At 55.8% G+C, this 17,639-nt stretch carries 17 protein-coding genes and 1 tRNA gene; 14 read left to right on the top strand and 4 right to left on the bottom strand.

Going from position 1 to position 17,639, the window contains the following annotated elements:
- Positions 1-128: 128 nt before the first annotated feature.
- Entirely contained in the window at positions 129-1,124 is a 996-nt protein-coding gene (locus tag PanJK_RS17455; RefSeq protein WP_265301510.1) for an acyltransferase, read from the top strand.
- On the opposite strand, the gene PanJK_RS17450 is transcribed toward PanJK_RS17455, so the two are convergent.
- The 3 genes from PanJK_RS17450 to xylA all read right to left on the bottom strand — a co-directional run bounded on the left by PanJK_RS17450 (position 1,109) and on the right by xylA (position 5,040).
- Positions 1,109-2,041, bottom strand: a complete 933-nt coding sequence (locus PanJK_RS17450) for a GlxA family transcriptional regulator (protein ID WP_154156925.1) — start codon at positions 2,039-2,041, stop codon at positions 1,109-1,111. The two genes, PanJK_RS17455 and PanJK_RS17450, sit on opposite strands and share 16 nt — an antisense overlap.
- 216 nt (positions 2,042-2,257) lie before the next feature.
- The gene (xylB, locus tag PanJK_RS17445) at positions 2,258-3,700 is read right to left on the bottom strand and encodes a xylulokinase (RefSeq protein ID WP_265301506.1); all 1,443 of its coding nucleotides are present in this window, start codon (positions 3,698-3,700) and stop codon (positions 2,258-2,260) included.
- A gap of 17 nt (positions 3,701-3,717) precedes the next feature.
- Positions 3,718-5,040, bottom strand: a complete 1,323-nt coding sequence (gene xylA / locus PanJK_RS17440; RefSeq protein ID WP_061719300.1) for a xylose isomerase — start codon at positions 5,038-5,040, stop codon at positions 3,718-3,720.
- Positions 5,041-5,385: 345 nt separating this feature from the next.
- On the opposite strand from xylA, the gene xylF reads away from it, so the two are divergent.
- The 8 genes from xylF (at position 5,386) to PanJK_RS17400 (ending at position 13,111) form a co-directional block, all read left to right on the top strand.
- Positions 5,386-6,378, top strand: coding sequence for a D-xylose ABC transporter substrate-binding protein (gene xylF / locus PanJK_RS17435; RefSeq protein ID WP_008105256.1), 993 nt, complete (start codon positions 5,386-5,388; stop codon positions 6,376-6,378).
- A 22-nt stretch (positions 6,379-6,400) separates the two neighbouring features.
- Entirely contained in the window at positions 6,401-7,927 is a 1,527-nt protein-coding gene (locus PanJK_RS17430) for a xylose ABC transporter ATP-binding protein (protein WP_265301504.1), read from the top strand.
- Positions 7,920-9,101, top strand: a complete 1,182-nt coding sequence (gene xylH, locus PanJK_RS17425; RefSeq protein ID WP_265301502.1) for a xylose ABC transporter permease XylH — start codon at positions 7,920-7,922, stop codon at positions 9,099-9,101. The genes PanJK_RS17430 and xylH overlap by 8 nt, the downstream gene beginning before the upstream one ends.
- A 93-nt stretch (positions 9,102-9,194) precedes the next feature.
- Positions 9,195-10,373: a D-xylose utilization transcriptional activator XylR gene (gene xylR / locus PanJK_RS17420; RefSeq protein ID WP_061719296.1), complete on the top strand. Its 1,179-nt coding sequence runs from the start codon at positions 9,195-9,197 to the stop codon at positions 10,371-10,373.
- 61 nt (positions 10,374-10,434) lie between these two features.
- Positions 10,435-10,529: transfer RNA gene (locus tag PanJK_RS17415), tRNA-Sec, on the top strand.
- Between the two features lie 175 nt (positions 10,530-10,704).
- On the top strand, positions 10,705-11,883 hold the full coding sequence (locus PanJK_RS17410; protein ID WP_265301496.1) for a tyrosine-type recombinase/integrase: 1,179 nt from the start codon (positions 10,705-10,707) through the stop codon (positions 11,881-11,883).
- Position 11,884: 1 nt separating this feature from the next.
- The gene (locus tag PanJK_RS17405) at positions 11,885-12,712 is read left to right on the top strand and encodes a hypothetical protein (protein WP_265301495.1); all 828 of its coding nucleotides are present in this window, start codon (positions 11,885-11,887) and stop codon (positions 12,710-12,712) included.
- 123 nt (positions 12,713-12,835) lie between these two features.
- Complete coding sequence (locus PanJK_RS17400) at positions 12,836-13,111, top strand: helix-turn-helix transcriptional regulator (protein WP_265301492.1); 276 nt, start codon at positions 12,836-12,838, stop codon at positions 13,109-13,111.
- Between the two features lie 68 nt (positions 13,112-13,179).
- On the opposite strand, the gene PanJK_RS17395 is transcribed toward PanJK_RS17400, so the two are convergent.
- A complete protein-coding gene (locus tag PanJK_RS17395) occupies positions 13,180-13,353 on the bottom strand; it encodes a hypothetical protein (protein ID WP_162873165.1) in 174 nt (57 codons plus the stop codon).
- Positions 13,354-13,482: 129 nt separating this feature from the next.
- On the opposite strand from PanJK_RS17395, the gene PanJK_RS17390 reads away from it, so the two are divergent.
- Genes PanJK_RS17390 through PanJK_RS17370 form a run of 5 tightly spaced genes read left to right on the top strand, consistent with a single transcriptional unit; the run spans position 13,483 to position 17,377 of the window.
- The gene (locus PanJK_RS17390; protein ID WP_265301487.1) at positions 13,483-13,662 is read left to right on the top strand and encodes a host cell division inhibitor Icd-like protein; all 180 of its coding nucleotides are present in this window, start codon (positions 13,483-13,485) and stop codon (positions 13,660-13,662) included.
- Positions 13,655-14,011: a hypothetical protein gene (locus PanJK_RS17385; protein WP_265301486.1), complete on the top strand. Its 357-nt coding sequence runs from the start codon at positions 13,655-13,657 to the stop codon at positions 14,009-14,011. Before PanJK_RS17390 ends, PanJK_RS17385 begins: the two co-directional genes overlap by 8 nt.
- A gap of 28 nt (positions 14,012-14,039) precedes the next feature.
- Positions 14,040-14,321, top strand: a complete 282-nt coding sequence (locus PanJK_RS17380; protein WP_265301484.1) for a hypothetical protein — start codon at positions 14,040-14,042, stop codon at positions 14,319-14,321.
- Positions 14,318-14,695 (top strand): DUF5375 domain-containing protein, encoded by a 378-nt coding sequence (locus PanJK_RS17375; RefSeq protein ID WP_265301482.1) that lies wholly within the window; start codon positions 14,318-14,320, stop codon positions 14,693-14,695. Before PanJK_RS17380 ends, PanJK_RS17375 begins: the two co-directional genes overlap by 4 nt.
- A 9-nt stretch (positions 14,696-14,704) precedes the next feature.
- Positions 14,705-17,377: a TOPRIM and DUF927 domain-containing protein gene (locus PanJK_RS17370; protein WP_265301479.1), complete on the top strand. Its 2,673-nt coding sequence runs from the start codon at positions 14,705-14,707 to the stop codon at positions 17,375-17,377.
- Positions 17,378-17,639 lie beyond the last annotated feature (262 nt).

The raw sequence follows: 17,639 nt of genomic DNA, 5'->3' as shown, positions 1-17,639 counted from the left end.
CGGAATTGTTTTTGTAGGGGCGCCATTTATGGCGACCTGGTAACAGAGTGATCTGAATTACAGCGCAAAAGGTTGTTGCCGCGCAGCTCACTGGCTACCCTTCTTCGCAGCAAATGCAAGAGGACGCCATGCAGCAAAAAATTTACTGGATCGACAACTTACGCGCGGTTGCCTGCCTGATGGTGATCGTCATTCACACCACAACCTGGTACATCACCGGACCGATGGCGGTGACAGGCATGAGCTGGGATGTGGCGAACCTGCTTAATTCGGCGTCACGCGTCTGTGTGCCGCTGTTCTTTATGATCTCAGGCTATCTGTTTTTCGGCGAACGCAGCGCGCAAGGGCGGCATCTGCTGCGCATCGTGCTGTGCCTGCTGTTCTACAGCGCGGTAGCACTGGTCTATATCACCTGGCTAACGCCGATCAATGAAGGGCGATCGCTGCTTAAGCTGCTGCAAAAACCGGTGTTCTATCACCTGTGGTTCTTCTTCGCCATTATCGGCATCTATCTGTTATCCCCGCTGATTCAGGTGAAAAGCGTGGCGCCGCGCTATGTCGCCATGCTGGTGATCGTGCTGGCGGTGCTGGCGAATCCGAATACCGTGAGCCAATCGCTAGGGCCGTTCCACTGGCTGCCGGTGAATCTGTATGTCAGCGGCGACAGCATCTATTACCTGCTGTATGCGCTGCTCGGACGCGCGATTGGCTGCATGGAGACCGACAAGCGCAGCATCAGCTGGCTGGCGGGATTGGGCTTTGTTGCCTGCGTGGTTGGCATTGCGCTCGGCACCAAACAGATGCTGAAAATCAACGGCGCGTTCAACGATACCTGGTATCTCTACTGCGGGCCACTGGTATTTATTGCCGCCATCAGCTTGTTGATTTTGTTCAAAAATACCCTGAATCAGCGCGCGCTGCCGGTACTAGCCACTATCTCGCGCTATTCACTGCCGATCTACGGCTTTCACGCGCTGTTTATCCACTTTCTGCGCACCAATCACTACGACGATATGTCGCGTCCGTGGCTCGATTTGCCGTGGGTGATGGGCGTGACGCTGATCGGCAGCTTGCTGCTGGCGATGGGCTTACAGCGCGTGGATAAGCGTCATCTGGTGAGCTGATCGTCCCAGCGCTGGTGCGCGCGGCGCAGCTGGCGTGCCGAGGAGAATCCGGCGGCCAGCGCCGCTTTCTCCGCCGCTTCGCCCTGCTGCTGACGTTGCCGCGCAATCACTAAGCGCAACTGTTCGTGGTACTCGCGCACGCTGATGCCAAGATGCTGGCGGAACAGCCGCGTAAGATGACGTTCGCTGACGTGCGCCCGCTCGGCCAGGGCAGTAAGCGACCAATCGTGTTCGGGATGGGCAATCATCACATCCTGCGCGCGATGAATCGCCGGATGCATATGATTGCGATAGCGCAGCCACGGCGACAGCTGTGGATCGTCGCCGGAGCGGCGGAACCACACCACCATTTCGCGCGCCACTTTCAATGCCTGCGGCGCACCGCACAATCTATTGATTAAGTGCAGCGCCAGATCGATACCCGCAGTAATGCCCGCGCTGGTCCAGATGCCGCCATCTTCGACGAAAACCCGATTATCTTTCACTAATGCCGCCGGTGCTGCCGCTTTCAGGCGCGGTAATACATCGTGATGCGTGGTGCACTGAATGCCATCCAGCAATCCTGCCTGTGCCGAGAGCAATGCGCCAGAACAGATGCATACCAGCGTGATGCGCTGATCGGTAATCGCCGCTTGCTGCTGGCGCAGCCAGTCACGCGCTATGGCTGCCGGTTCGGTATCGAAACAGACGCGCGAATTGTATACGCCAGGCACCACCAGCAGGCTGTTTTCCGGCAGTTGCGCAGGCAACGGCGCGATGTCAGCGATGGTCATGCCGGTGGAGCACAGCACGCTCGGCTGCGGGCCGATGTAATGCAGCGTAAAGTGGCCGTCGGCCAGCTGCAGGGTTTCTGCGGGACCAGTGAGATCCAGCGCCATCACGCCGGGAAGCACGAGGAAGAAGACGGACTGCGGCATGGTGAGCTCCGGTTGGGTTTGGTGTGTTTTTTTCCCCTCACCCTAGCCCTCTCCCGCAAGCGGAAGAGGGAACCGATCGAGCTAACGACTCCCTCTCCCGTTTACGGGAGAGGGTTGGGGTGAGGGCAAATCAGGCCACTACATTTAACACAAAACCCCAATAATACCTGATAAACCCCCCAACACCCTGCCAAATCCAGCCATCACACTCCCACATCAAGACATCAACGGCTGCAACTGTTGATACAAGCGCGCAAACACTTCGCGCTGCGGCTGATACGCCTGATGCCGCGCCGCATCGGGTTGATGCCGCTGCGCCAGTTCAAGCGACGGCCATTCGCTCGCCGGATCAATCGCCAGCTGCGCCAGTCGCGCTGCACCCAGCGCCGGGCCGACTTCGCCGCCGTGACAATAATCCAGCGTCTGCCCGCTGATATCCGCCAGCATCTGACGCCAGTACGCACTTCGTGCACCACCGCCAATCAGCATCACGGTTTTCGGCTGCACGCCGCACTCATGCACCGCATCCATGCCTTCGGCCAGCGCGAAGCCCACGCCTTGCAGCACCGCGCGCGCCAGTTCTGGGCGGCCATGCTGATGCGTTAAACCAAAGAATGCGCCCTGCGCCTGCGGATTATTGTGCGGCGTGCGTTCGCCAGAGAGATAAGGCAGGAACCATACCGGCGGCACATCGCTGCGCGCTTTCTCCGCCTCACTCAGCAGTTGCGGCACGTCCTCACAACCGGTTAACGCCGCCGCCCAATCGAGACAGGAAGCCGCGCTCAAAATCACCGACATCAAATGCCAGCGCTGCGGCAGCGCGTGGCAGAAGCTGTGCACCGCACGCTGAGGATTACTAAGATAACCGTCGCTTACCAGGAAATAGACGCCCGACGTGCCGAGCGACAGCATGCCTTGTCCCGGCTCGACCATGCCGACACCCACCGCGCCCGCCGCGTTATCGCCGCCGCCCGCCACCAGCGGCACCCTTTGCATGCCCCAGCGCGCGGCGACATCTGGCAATAACGTGCCGGTGATCTGATTACCTTCAAACAGTTGCGGCATCTGGCTGCGCTGCAACTCGCAGGCGCTGAGCATCTCATCGCTCCAGTCGCGCTGCGCCACATCCAGCCACATCGTTCCCGCCGCGTCCGACATATCGCTGGCGAAGTCGCCGCTCATGCGGAAGCGCAGATAATCTTTTGGCAGCAGCACTTTCGCCACCTGAGCAAACACCTGCGGCTCATGCTGTTTCACCCACAGCAGCTTTGGCGCGGTGAAGCCGGGCATCATCAGATTGCCGGTGATGCGACGCGAATCCGGCACGCGCTTTTCCAGTTCCTGACACTGCTCGCCGCTGCGCCCGTCATTCCACAAAATCGCCGGACGCAGCACCCGATTCTCGCTATCCAGCAAGGTGGCTCCGTGCATCTGCCCGCTCAGGCCAATCGCTTTCACGCCGCTGAGATCGTGCTGCTGCGCCAGTGCCTGCATGGCACGATCGGTTGCCTGCCACCAGCTTTCGGCATCTTGCTCGCTCCATAACGGCTGCGGCCGCGACACCTCCAGCGGCGCACTCTCCACTGCAATCACTTTGCCGTGCGCATCCAGCAATGCCACTTTCACGCCGGAGGTGCCTAAATCGATGCCGATAACCATGCTGCGCTCCTGAAAAGTTAAAAATCAAACAAGTAGTGATTCACCAGATTCTCCAGCTGTTCCTGGCGTCCGCTACGATGTTGTGGATTGAATTGCTGTTGTTGCGCCTGTTCCGCCAGCGCGGCGAGGGAAAATTCGCCCTTCAGAATCTGCTGTCCGAACTCACCGTTCCAGCCGCTGTAGCGCTGTGCCACACGCTTATCCAGCTCGCCGTCCGCCACCATGCGGGCCGCGACTTTTAACGCCAGTGCCATGGTATCCATTGCGCCGATATGGCCGTAGAACAGGTCATATTTGTCGGTGCTCTGACGGCGAACTTTGGCATCAAAGTTTAAGCCGCCGGTGGTGAATCCGCCCGCTTTGATAATTTCGTACAGCACCAGCGCATTCTCTTCCACGCTGACCGGGAACTGGTCAGTATCCCAGCCACACTGCATGTCGCCACGGTTAGCATCCACCGAGCCAAAAATGCCCAGCGCGATGGCCGTTGCGATTTCATGATGGAATGAGTGGCCCGCCAGCGTTGCGTGGTTAGCCTCCACATTCACTTTGATCTCTTTCTCTAACCCGAACTGCTTCAGGAAGCCATAAACCGTCGCCACATCATAGTCATACTGATGTTTCGTCGGCTCCTGCGGCTTGGGCTCAATCAGCAACATGCCGTGGAAGCCGATCTTATGTTTGTGCTCCACCACCATCTGCATAAACCGGCCAATCTGCTCGCGCTCCTGGCGCAGGTCGGTATTCAGTAAGGTTTCGTACCCTTCGCGCCCGCCCCACAGCACATAGTTCTCGCCGCCGAGGGTTTGCGTGGCCTGCATGGCGCTGCACACCTGACTGGCGGCCCAGGCAAAAATTTCTGGATCCGGATTGGTTGCCGCACCCGCACCGTAACGCGGATGGGTAAAGCAGTTGGCGGTTCCCCACAGCAGTTTCACGCCGGTTTCCTGCTGCTTTTCCAGCAACTTATCCGTCATCACGGCGAAGTTTTCGCGATAGCTTTTCAACGAATCGCCTTCCGGCGAGACATCCACATCGTGGAAGCAGTAATAAGGCACATTCAGTTTATGAAAGAACTCAAAGGCAACATCGGCCTTTTGTTTCGCCAACTCAAGCGCATCTCCCGGCTTCTGCCACGGACGATCAAACGCCCCAACGCCAAACATATCCGCGCCGTTCCAGCAGAAGGTATGCCAGTAACAGGCCGCAAAGCGCAGATGCTCCGCCATGGTTTTACCGAGAATCACTTCGTCCGGGTTGTAATGACGAAACGCCAGAGGATTGCGGGTATTACTCCCTTCATAACGAACGCGATCAAGCTGGTCGAAATAGGCGTGCATAGTTAGCTCCTTAGCATGAGGACCCGAATGGTCAGCTTTGAGCGGTTATTGTGATGATGTAATTTACTGCTGCTCAATTACGATATTTAACACTCAACGTAAGATAATTATTATTTGTGCGCCAGCTCGCAAAATAATGTCGTTATTTTCATTCCGTCTTCTCGACTTCGTTTTTTCTCAAAGCGTTGAAATATCGATCGCGCTCATAAAATCGTAAATAAACCAAAAAACGTAATAGCCGGATAAAAATCAGTAATTGATGTCATCTTAAACTCAGGGCAACAATTCATCGGCCTGGTTATAAGCCTTACAACGACAACAGCCTCAACCTACAGGATTAATACCATGAACATGAAACAATCACTGTTGGCCGCCTGCGCGGCTCTGGCCCTGTTTAGTCACGCGGGTAGCGCTAAAGAAGTCAAAATCGGTATGGCTATTGATGATTTACGTCTGGAACGCTGGCAAAAAGATCGCGATATCTTTGTTAAACAAGCCGAATCACTGGGCGCCAAAGTGTTTGTGCAATCGGCCAACGGCAACGAAGAAACGCAGATGTCGCAAATTGAAAATATGATCAATCGCGGCGTCGATGTATTGGTCATCATTCCTTATAACGGCCAGGTTTTAAGTAACGTGGTGGCGGAAGCGAAACGTGAAGGCATTAAAGTGCTGGCGTATGACCGCATGATAAATAACGCCGATATTGATTTTTATATCTCATTCGATAATGAAAAAGTGGGCGAATTACAGGCCGAAAGTATTGTAAAGCAAGTGCCTAAAGGTAATTACTTCCTGATGGGCGGATCGCCGGTGGATAATAATGCGCGCCTGTTCCGTGCCGGTCAGATGAAAGTGTTAAAACCTTATATTGATAATGGCAGCATTAAAGTGGTCGGCGATCAGTGGGTTGATGCCTGGCTGCCGGAAAATGCGCTGAAAATAATGGAAAACGCCTTAACCGCGAACAGCAACCACATTGATGCCGTTGTAGCGTCGAATGATGCCACCGCAGGCGGTGCCATTCAGGCATTAAGCGCGCAGGGACTTTCCGGCAAAGTCGCGATCTCCGGTCAGGATGCCGATCTCGCCGCCATCAAACGCATTATGAACGGCACGCAAACCATGACGGTTTACAAACCTATCACTGAACTGGCGACTGAAGCGGCCAAAATCGCGGTGGAACTCGGTGACGACAAACAACCCGCCAGCAACAGCAAGCTCAACAACGGCCTGAAAGATGTGCCATCGCGCCTGCTGAATCCTATTCCGGTCAACAAAGACAACATTGAAAGCACGGTAGTTAAAGACGGCTTCCACAAGCAGAGCGAACTCTGAGGCGCGAGCCCGCGAAGGAGATATGTCGATGTTGCTGGAAATGAACCATATCACCAAACGTTTCGGCGCGGTGAAAGCACTGGATGACGTGAGCCTGCAGCTGGAAGCGGGTGAAGTGATGTCGCTGTGCGGCGAAAACGGCTCGGGAAAATCGACGCTGATGAAGATCCTGTGCGGGCTTTATCCGCACGGTGACTTCGAAGGCACTATCCATTTTGCGGGCGACGAGATTCAGGCGCAGACCATTCGCGATACTGAACGCAAAGGGATCGTGATCATCCATCAAGAGCTGGCGCTGGTGCGGCAGCTGACGGTGATGGAGAACATTTTCCTCGGCGCTGAGCTGGGGCGTTTCGGCATGGTGGATGACGAAACCATGACGCTGCGCTGCCAGCAGCTGCTGGAGCGGGTCAAGCTGCATGTCTCGCCGGATACGCGCGTCGGCGAGCTGGGTTTAGGCCAGCAACAGCTGGTGGAGATTGCACGCGCCCTGAATAAACAGGTGCGCCTGCTAATCCTCGACGAGCCGACCTCTTCGCTCACCGAACAGGAAACCGAGGTGCTGCTGAGCATCATCAAAAACCTGCGCGAACACGGCATCGCCTGCATCTACATCTCGCACAAACTCAATGAGGTAAAGGCGATTTCGGACACCATCTGCGTGATCCGCGACGGCCAGCATATCGCGACCCGCGCGGCCGCCGGGCTGAGTGAGGATGACATCATCACTATGATGGTCGGGCGCGAACTGACGGCGCTCTATCCGCATAGCCCACACGAGATTGGCGAAACCCTGCTGCAGGTGGAGAACCTCACGGCGTGGCATCCCATCAACCGCCATATTCGCCGGGTGGATAACGTCTCTTTCAGCCTGAAGCGCGGCGAAATCCTTGGCATTGCCGGGCTGGTCGGTGCCGGGCGAACCGAAACCGTGCAGTGTCTGTTTGGCGTTTGGCCGGGGCGCTGGCAGGGCGATATTCGCATCAACGGTAAGAAAGTCCGTATCAATGACTGCCGCGCCGCCATCGCTCACGGCATCGCAATGGTGCCGGAAGATCGTAAAAAGGATGGCATCGTGCCGCTGATGGGCGTGGGCAAAAACATCACGCTGGCCGCGCTGGACCAATTTAGTCCTCGACTTTCGCTGCTGGATGAAGCTCAGGAACAGCAGGCAATCAACCAGGCCATTGCACGCCTGCGGGTAAAAACCTCGTCGGCAGACCTGCCGATTGGTCGCCTGAGCGGCGGGAATCAACAGAAAGCGATCCTCGCTAAATGCCTGCTGCTCAATCCAAAAATCCTAATTCTTGATGAGCCGACGCGCGGCATTGATGTGGGCGCGCGCCAGGAAATTTATCTGCTGATTAACTCGTTAGTGCAGCAAGGGATTGCCGTGATTGTCATTTCGTCTGAGCTGCCCGAAGTACTGGGCCTGAGCGATCGGGTTTTGGTGATGCATGAAGGCAAAATCAAAGCCGATCTGATTAACGATAACCTGACTCAGGAGCAGGTGATGGAAGCCGCCCTGCGGAGTGAACACTATGTTTAAGACCGAAAGTACGCAACGCGGCCTCACCACGCCGGGTAAAGGTGCGCCGGGTAAATTCTTGCTGCCGAATTTGCAGGTGCTGGTGATGCTGGGTGCGATTGTGCTGATCGCCCTATTCTTCACCTGGACCACCGACGGTGCGTGGCTCAGCGCCCGTAATGTTTCCAACCTGCTGCGCCAGACCGCCATCACCGGCATTCTTGCGGTCGGCATGGTGTTCGTCATTATCTCTGCCGAAATCGATCTCTCAGTCGGTTCGATGATGGGCTTGCTCGGCGGTGCTGCGGCCATCTTTGACGTCTGGCTCGGTTGGCCGCTGCCGCTCAGCATCGTCGTAACTTTAGTGATGGGCCTGCTGCTCGGCACCTGGAACGGCTGGTGGGTGGCCTATCGCAAAGTCCCGTCGTTTATTGTCACGTTGGCGGGAATGCTGGCGTTTCGCGGCATTCTGGTCGGCATCACCGACGGCACAACCGTAGCGCCTACCAGCCCGGCAATGTCGCAGATTGGGCAAAGCTATCTGCCTGGCGGGATCGGTTTTGGTTTCGGCTTTGCGGGTTTGGCGCTGTTTATCCTCTGGCAATGGCGTTTGCGCTTGCGCCGCCAACAGCTTGGTCTTACGCAACCCTCCGTCAGCGGTGCGCTTGTGCGACAGGTCATCACCGCTGTTATGGTGTTAGGCGCGATTTGGCTGCTCAACGATTATCGCGGCGTGCCAACGCCGGTGTTGCTGCTGGCGCTGCTGCTGCTCGGCGGCATGTTTATGGCGACGCGCACGGCTTTTGGTCGCCGGATCTATGCCATCGGTGGCAACCTGGATGCCGCACGCCTTTCCGGCATAAATGTGGCCCGCACCAAACTGGCGGTCTTCGCCATCAATGGCGTGATGGTGGCGATAGCCGGCCTGATTCTCAGCTCACGCCTTGGCGCGGGTTCGCCTTCGGCAGGCAACATCGCCGAGCTGGATGCCATCGCCGCCTGTGTGATTGGCGGCACCAGCCTGGCGGGCGGCGTTGGCTCGGTGGCGGGCGCTGTCATCGGCGCATTTATCATGGCTTCGCTGGATAACGGCATGAGCATGATGGATGTCCCGACCTTCTGGCAGTACATCGTCAAGGGCGCCATCCTGTTGCTGGCAGTGTGGATGGATACCGCGACGCGTCGTCGGGTGTAATCGCGTGGGGGATCACAATGTGGCGCAAATTCTTTCTGCTGTCCGTCGTGCCATGCTATGCAAGGTGCTGTCGATTTAGGAGAGTGCGCCACGATGCATGAGAAACGCTTTCGTATTACGTTGCTGTTCAACGCCAATAAGGTTTATGACCGCCAGGTGGTTGAGGGCGTCGGTGAGTATTTACAGGCATCTCAAACCGATTGGGACATTTTCATTGAAGAGGATTTTCGCTGTCGCATCGACAACATCCGGGAATGGCTGGGCGATGGAGTTATCGCGGATTACGACGATCCCTCAATTGAAAAACTGCTGGCCAACGTTTCGGTGCCAATTGTCGGCGTCGGCGGATCCTACCATCAGCCGCAGGACTATCCGCCCGTGCATTACATCGCCACCGACAACGCCGCGCTGGTCGAGAGCGCCTTTTTGCATTTGAAAGAGAAAGGCGTAAACCGCTTTGCTTTCTATGGTTTGCCCGCAGCCAGCGGCAAACGCTGGGCGCAAGAACGTGAGCATGCGTTTCGCCAGCTGGTGGCGCGCGAACGTTATCAGGGCGTGGTCTATCAGGGCATGGAAACAGCGCCGGAAAACTGGCAGCACGCCCAAAACCGCCTGGCTGACTGGCTGCAAACGTTGCCGCAGCAAACCGGCATCATCGCTGTCACCGATGCGCGTGCGCGACATCTGTTGCAGGCCTGCGAATACCTCAAAATTCCGGTACCAGAAAAGCTCACGGTGATCGGTATCGATAACGAGGAACTGACGCGTTATCTGTCGCGCGTGGCGCTCTCGTCCGTGGCGCAGGGTTCACGTCAGATGGGTTATCAGGCGGCAAAACTGCTGCATCGCCTGCTGGATAATCAGCCTCTGCAATTGCAACGCATTCTGGTGCCACCGGTAAAAGTGATTGCGCGCCGCTCCACCGATTTCCGCTCCTTGCACGATCCCGCAGTGATTCAGGCGATGCACTACATCCGCTTCAACGCCTGCAAAGGCATTAAGGTTGAACAGGTGCTGGATGCCATCGGCATCTCGCGGTCAAACCTGGAAAAACGCTTCCGTGATGAAACCGGCGACACCATTCACGCCATGATTCACCGCGAAAAACTGGAGAAAGCGCGCGAGCTGCTGGCGTGTTCTTCATTGAGCATCAATGAGATCTCACAAATGTGTGGCTACCCTTCGCTGCAATATTTCTATTCGGTGTTTAAGAAGAGTTATGCCAACACGCCGAAGGAGTATCGGCAGCTTCACGGTGAAAACGTGCTGTGACGCACGGCTAAGATCAAGAATTCCGCCGCGATTGTCGCTATACTCCTGCGGCATCTTCAAAGGAAGATCGTCGTCTCCGGTGAGGCGGCCGGATTTCAAATCCGGTTGGGGCCGCCAGCGGTCCTGGGCAGGTTCGACTCCTGTGATCTTCCGCCATCCTCATTCTTTCCACGTCAAGAGCCGTCAATCAAAATCATAAAAATCTGCAAGTTAGGTTGAATCCTCACTCTCCTGATGTCACTCTACGTCTACTCAAATCTACCCCCATAACGGGGTATTTAAGGGGGTTTAAAATTACCCCAAAAAATTGATACCCCCTAGAGGAGACGGAATGCCCTTAACTGACGTCAAGGTGCGCACAGCAAAGCCCCTCGATAAACCTTACAAACTCGCTGACGGCGGCGGCCTGTACTTGCTGGTCAATCCCAACGGCTCCCGCTACTGGCGAATGAAGTACCGCGTTTTGGGACGCGAGAAGTTACTGTCTATCGGTGTTTATCCTGATGTGCCGCTTGCTATGGCACGTCAGAAACGAGATGAAGCCAGACGCAGCCTTGCAGCCGGAGATGATCCCGGCGCGATTAAGAAGGCACAAAAACAAGCCAAGAAAATCGCTACCGCAAACACTTTCGAGGCAATTGCGCGAGAGTGGCACAAAGCTAAAGCTGATCGTTGGTCACTACGCTATCGCGAAGAAATTCTTGATACCTTTGAAAAGGATATTTTTCCCTATATTGGTTTCAAGCCCATTGCTGAGATAAAGCCCTTAGAACTGCTTGAAACACTTAAACGAATGGAAAAACGTGGCGCATTAGAGAAAATGCGTAAAGTGCGCCAGCGATGCGGGGAAGTATTCCGTTATGCGATCATTACCGGGCGAGCTGAATATAATCCAGCGCCTGACTTAGCGAGCGCTTTAGCAGTCCATAAAAAGCAGCATCTACCTTTCCTCACCGCTCTGGAGCTACCTGAATTTTTAAAGGATCTAGCTGGTTATACTGGAAGCGTGATTACGAAAACAGCGACTTACTTAATTATGTATACCGGCGTAAGAACGCAGGAACTACGCTTTGCTCGCTGGCAAGATATTGACCTTGAAAACGCGATTTGGGAGGTTCCAGCGGAGCATATGAAAATGCGTCGCCCTCACAAAGTGCCGCTCTCAAAACAAGCTGTATCAATATTAAAACAGTTGCAGCTGATAACTGGGCAATATCCGCTTGTATTCATCGGAAGAAATGACCAGACGAAGCCAATTAGCAAAGAAAGCATCAATCAAGTTATTGAGCTTTTAGGTTACAAAGGTAGGCTTACTGGGCATGGATTTAGGCACACGATGAGTACAATCCTGCATGAGCAGGGATTTAATTCTGCATGGATAGAAATGCAACTGGCTCACGTTGATCGTAATGCAATTAGAGGAGCTTACAATCACGCACAATATTTAGATGGTCGCAGGGAAATGCTGCAATGGTATGCGGACTATTTAACTCAAAATGGAGCTATCTAGGTTGGAATTTCTTAAAATAAATAATACGGAATCTCTTTTAAGAGAAAAATATCAAATAGATGAAGCAGCCAAACTTATAGGTTGTGACGAAAAAGACATTCTATGGTTTGCATGCAATAAAGGAATTGAGCTTTGCATGGAGTTTCATGATGATGATCTTGAGGTTTCGTGCTTACTAAAGGCTGATGTTGAGAAAGAAGTATTACTAAAAAAAATAGAAACATTGCCAAGAGATAAAAAGGGATATTACTCTTTGTCGGAAAGCTGCTCTATTCGTATAGATGACAATGAGAAAAAATGTGATGAAAATGGATTTATCAAATGCCATATGAAAGGGATTTTTTCCGTTGATGATGAATACAAAAAAGTTTTGGTCAAATATGAGGGGCAACCTGAAGAATGGCCAACATATTTCACGCCTTCTGGCGAAAGTTACTTTAATTTCCCAATATCTATTTATGTTAATTATAACGAAAGGGAAAATTACTATTTATTTGATATTAAATGGATTACAACAAAGCAGATTTCAAAATTTTTAGATGCTGTAAGAGATGAAAAAAAACCTAAAAAGCTCGTTAAAAACTACAAACCCCAATCTGATGCGCAAAAGCAAAAACACGCAGTTCCTAGGGTAGAAGTCCTTATGGCTGTGGTAGCACTTTACCACCGAGATATGAAGCTTAGACGAGAAAGCCCTGCAGCCATTACAGAGCATCTTTTTCAGCATGCTAATGAATTCTGGCCTGAAAATGGCGAGCCGCCACTTAGCTTTGACACTATCGTCAGTCTACTCAGAAGCTGCATTAAGAAAGATGGATTAACATTCTGATAACAAAACTAGTGACTAATGCGATTGTATTTTCTTTGCTTTAGTCACATTTCCCTGCCCTAATTTCGATGATTAAATTTTCCGTATTGAAGCGAGTAGACATGAACATACGGAGAATGAACTATGACCCCTTCCACCAATATCGTGACTGCACAGCGCCCTTCTATGGATGCTTTGATCGATATGAAATTTATCACCGCTGACTGCATGTTAAGTGATAAATGGATTTATCGCCTTATCTCACAAGACCGCTTTCCCCGTCCCATCAAAATTGGCCGTATGTCGCGCTGGCGTGCAGCCGATTATTACGGATGGCGTGATCAGCATGAAACATGTTCCATCGAGAAATTCGAGGACATGAGAAGACAAGCTAAGAAACTGCAGCGGGCAAGTAATTAAGCGGCTTGAGAGAAAGCCGCGAAAGGAAAAATCTTTATCAAGATCGATTTTGCGCGTACTTGCGATCATTAACCATTAGGATCAATTCCGCGTGATTGCAGCTCTTTACGCAATACGCGTTTTATCCATGCAGCCAGAGCAGTATCACCATCTTTACGCATTTCTGTTTCGAGCTGCTGCCGAAATTCATCTGTTAAACGCATCTGAAATGGAGGAGAACGTTTTTCTTGTGGTGTTGACATGGTAATTACCCTAACTTATGATGACCTACATGGTAATTACCATTGTAGTTATCATAATCCTAAAAAACAATGCCCGCTTGTGCTGCAACACATAACGGGCATCTAACCAAACATGCTAGGAGCAATATTATGGCTAAACCAAAGTCTACCTGGATATTTGCGGCAATCAACCGTTCTCAGTTGTCCTGTCGCCCGGTAATGCTGCGTGTTACCGCCAGTGACGAATACAGCGCGCGACGTCGTCTGGCGGCTGACTACATCCTGCTCTTTGCGGGCCGTCTGCCCTGCCGTGGAGGCGTTCATGCGTGAATATCCGCAGCGCGGCGAAATCTGGCAGCACAGTCAGGGCTGGACGGTCACCATCATCCGCTTTACCTCCCTGCCCGTATCTGCCTTTACGGCCACGCCTGAATTCAGTCAGGAAGTGCTCTATCGCTATGACAGCGACGGTCAGGTGACGTCTGCTCCGCTGGCGTGGTTTGAAGAAAGCTACACGCGAGTCAGCGAACCGCCACGGCGCAATGCTGAAATTGCCGGTGGACAGGGCGGCTTCAGCCCGCTTGCCCTGCACCCGTCCGTGCAGTTTGAGCGCTGGCGCGAGCGGGTTGTACAGCAGCCCGCCGAACCGGACGCCAGCCATTACTCAAACTACCTCTGACACACAGCCAGCTTTAACGGAGTAAACCATGACAGTTTCAATCGGGCACAACGGTGCTCAGGGCATCCCCTTGCCTGAAAACGGTAATTTTTCCGCCTTTGCCTACGGCCTGCCGGAAGACGCATTTGAGAAGCTGACCCGCGCAAAGGAGGCCTGTGACCTGCTCCAGCTCCTGTTTTCCGAACATCCCTGCTCGGGTTCATTCACCACGCACAGCGTGCCCGGCGTTGCCGCGCTGATGGAGTACCTGCGCGCCGACCTGAACGACGTTACGCGCTGCTGCGCACTGATTGAGGAGGTCCGCGCATGAAGAAGCCACAGGTATCCGTGTTCCCGCCGGAGCTGACCACGGCGCTTTATCGTCGCGCCATCGCCTCCGCATGGCGGGCTAAGCATCTGGCCGACACCGGCAGCGAAATGCGCGGCCCGCACCGCATGGCAGTGGAGCGCATCGAGATGGCCATCGCGCTGCACGTTGAGAGCGCGATGGTGAACGAGTACGGCGAAGCGCGCGGCGCGGCTGCGGCGCTGGCGCTGCTTACCGACATGGTGGAGCCGACACTGCTGACCGCGCCGCCGGCACTGACTAAGCGCGGTTGCGAGGTCATGACCGAACTGTACCGCACGCTTCCGGCGGCTTTTGAAAAGTTCTGCGACACCGGCGCGTCGCTTTACCGGCATTAAGGAGGGGTTATGACAGTACAGTCAGTATCAGACATTACTGCCGCCGCGCGCGGCCGCTGGCCGGTCATTCTTCAGATGCTCGGCGTGAGCGTGCCCGACGGTGGCAGACACGGCCCCTGCCCTAAGTGTGAAGGTAAAGACCGTTTCCGCCTGGATGACCTTGAGGGTCGGGGCACGTGGATTTGCAGCCACTGCGGCCACGGTGACGGCCTTGACCTGGTGAAGCTGGTGACGGGCAAGGGCGTAAAGCAGGCCGCGCAGGAGGTGGCGCAGGTGCTGGACGTGCGTGACGTGCAGGACATGCCGGTTAGGCCTGCCAGAGAAAAAGCCCCTAAACGCGATATGGCCGCCGCCGTCGGCGCGCTGGTGAATGCCAGCCACAGCGGTGAAAGCGCCTACCTCGCGGCCAAAGGTTTTGCCGGTTATCCGGCCTGCCTCACCGGAAGCGCGCAGCGCATCGGCGGCACGGCCTTTCCGGCGGGTTCGCTGCTGCTTCCGCTGACCACCTCAGACGGTGCGGTGACCGGCGCGCAGCTGATTGCCCCTACGGGTGAAAAGAGCCTGCTGCCCGGCAGCACCATGAAGGGTGCGTTTGTGGCGCTCAGCCCGCTGCCGCCTGAGCCGCCGGTGCAGCTGGTCATCACCGAAGGCTATGCCACCGCACTGACGGTGAGCCAGCTGACCGCCGGGTGCGTCGTGGCCGCCATCTCGGCGGGGAACCTGCCGAACGTGGCGCAGGCGCTGCGGGCGCGCTGGCCGGAGGTGAAAATTGTCATTGCCGGTGACAACGACTTTCAGGATGCGGGTGAGAACCCCGGCAAAGCGTTTGCGGAGAAGGCAGCAAAAGCCGTCAGTGGCTGGGTGAGTCTGCCGCCGGGCGAAATTAAAGCCGACTGGAACGACTTTCACCGGGAGCACGGCGTGACCCGCGCCCGTGAAGCGTTCCGTAACGGTCTGGTGCTTTGCGGTGAGGGCCGCACGCAGCTGCCGCACGGGTTCCGGCTGACGCAGGAATACCTCTGGTACGAAAAGCAGGTGCAGCGCAACGGCGAAACGGAAATCCAGAACGTCAAAATCTGCAACCCGCTGCGCGTCACGGCCATCACCTGCGACGCCGACGGCGGCAACTTTGGCCGCCTGCTGGAATGGGAGGACACATGGGGAGAGCGTCGCCGGTGGGCCATGCCGATGGAGATGCTGAGCGGCAGCGGCGAGGAGCTGCGCCGCGTGCTGCTGGTCAACGGCCTGTCTTACATCAGCACCACCGGCGAGGCCCGCGCCCGCCTGATGGAATACATCTCGCTGTGCAAGCCGGAGCGCCGCGTGACCTGCGTGAGCCGCACCGGCTGGCACGGTCAGGTTTACGTGCTTCAGGACGAGGTGAGCGGAGAAGGCGCAGACGGCGTCATTCTCCAGACCACCTCCGTGCAGGGGCGGGACTTCCGCGTGTCAGGCTCCGTTGATGAGTGGCGCGAGCACGTTTCCCGCTTCTGCACCGGTAACTCACGCGTGGCGTTCGCGGTCAGCCTCGCCTTTGCCGCCCCGCTGCTGCGGCTGGTCGGCATGGACGGCGGCGGCTATCACCTCAAGGGGGAATCCACGGACGGCAAGACCACCACCATGAAGGCGGCCACCTCCGTGTGCGGCGGGCCGGACTACTGGCAGACGTGGCGCGCCACCGGCAACGCGCTTGAGGGCTGCGCCAGCCGCCGCAACGACGCGGCCATGATGCTCGACGAAATCCGCGAGGTGGACGGGCGCGAGGCGGGCAACATCGCCTACATGCTGGCAAACGGTCAGGGTAAGGGCCGCGCCGGTACGGACGGCGAGCTGCGCACCCGCAAGCAGTGGCGCCTGCTGTTCTTCTCCACCGGGGAGCTGTCGCTGACCGAGCACGCCGCAAAGGCCGGAGAGCGCACCTTTGCCGGGATGGAGGTGAGGATGATCCAGATACCCAGCGATTCGGGGAAGTTTGGCGTGTTTGAGGAGCTGCACGGCTTTGAGAGCGGCAAGGCGCTGGCCGAGCATCTGGAATGGGCCACGGCCAGCTACTACGGCGCGCCGTTCCGCGAGTGGCTGAAGGCGCTGACCGCAGACCTGAACGGGCTGACGGCGCAGGCTAAAACCCTGCTGAAGGAGTATACCGCCGCCCTGACCCCGCAGGACGCGGGCAATCAGGTGGGCCGCGCGGTTAACCGTTTTGCCCTGGTGGCAATGGCCGGAGAGCTGGCGACCCGCCTCGGCATCACCGGCTGGCAGGAAGGTGAAGCGCTGCGGGCAACCCGCGTGTGCCTGAATGCCTGGCTCAAAGACCGCGGGCATACCGCCAACCAGGAAGACATTGCCGCGCTGGAGCAGGTGCGCAGCTTCTTTACCGCTAACCAGTACAGTCGCTTTGCCGACTGGCACGACGAGCGCAACCGTCCCGGCAACATGGTGGGCTGGCGAAGGGTGGATAAGGGCAACACCGCGCAGGGCACCGAGGCGGTGACGACGTTCTACGTCATGCCGTCCGGGTGGAAGGAAATATGCAGGGGGTTTGACCCGCGTAAGGTGGCGCGCCTCTGCGCGGACCGGGGTTATCTGCTGGCCTCTGCCGACGGCAAGCTACAGACCAGCATCCGCCCGCCAGAGATGAACGTGCGCAGGCTCTACGTTTTTAACAGCGAGGTGCCGGGCTGACGTGAAGGGCTTTGCGTGAGTCTTATTTTTAAAGGGTAACAGGTGTAACTGGTGTAACAGCGGCATCCGGTAAGGGCTGAGGCTGTTACACCTGACAAAAAGGTGAGGTGTAACGGGTGTAACAGTACCCGTTCCCTGCTGTTACACCCTGTTACCCATCGTGTTACACCGCAGAATTTATGAAAAAGCTATTTAATTCAGTGATGTAACACCTGTTACCCGTGTTACACCGGAAAAAGAAGGACAGCGGCGTTTAGCGACA

Origin of the sequence: Pantoea sp. JK (assembly GCF_026130245.1) — a bacterium.
Taxonomy (GTDB): domain Bacteria; phylum Pseudomonadota; class Gammaproteobacteria; order Enterobacterales; family Enterobacteriaceae; genus Pantoea; species Pantoea trifolii.
Note: the sequence above shows the minus strand (reverse complement) of the source record. Positions and strands in the feature narration are given on the sequence as shown.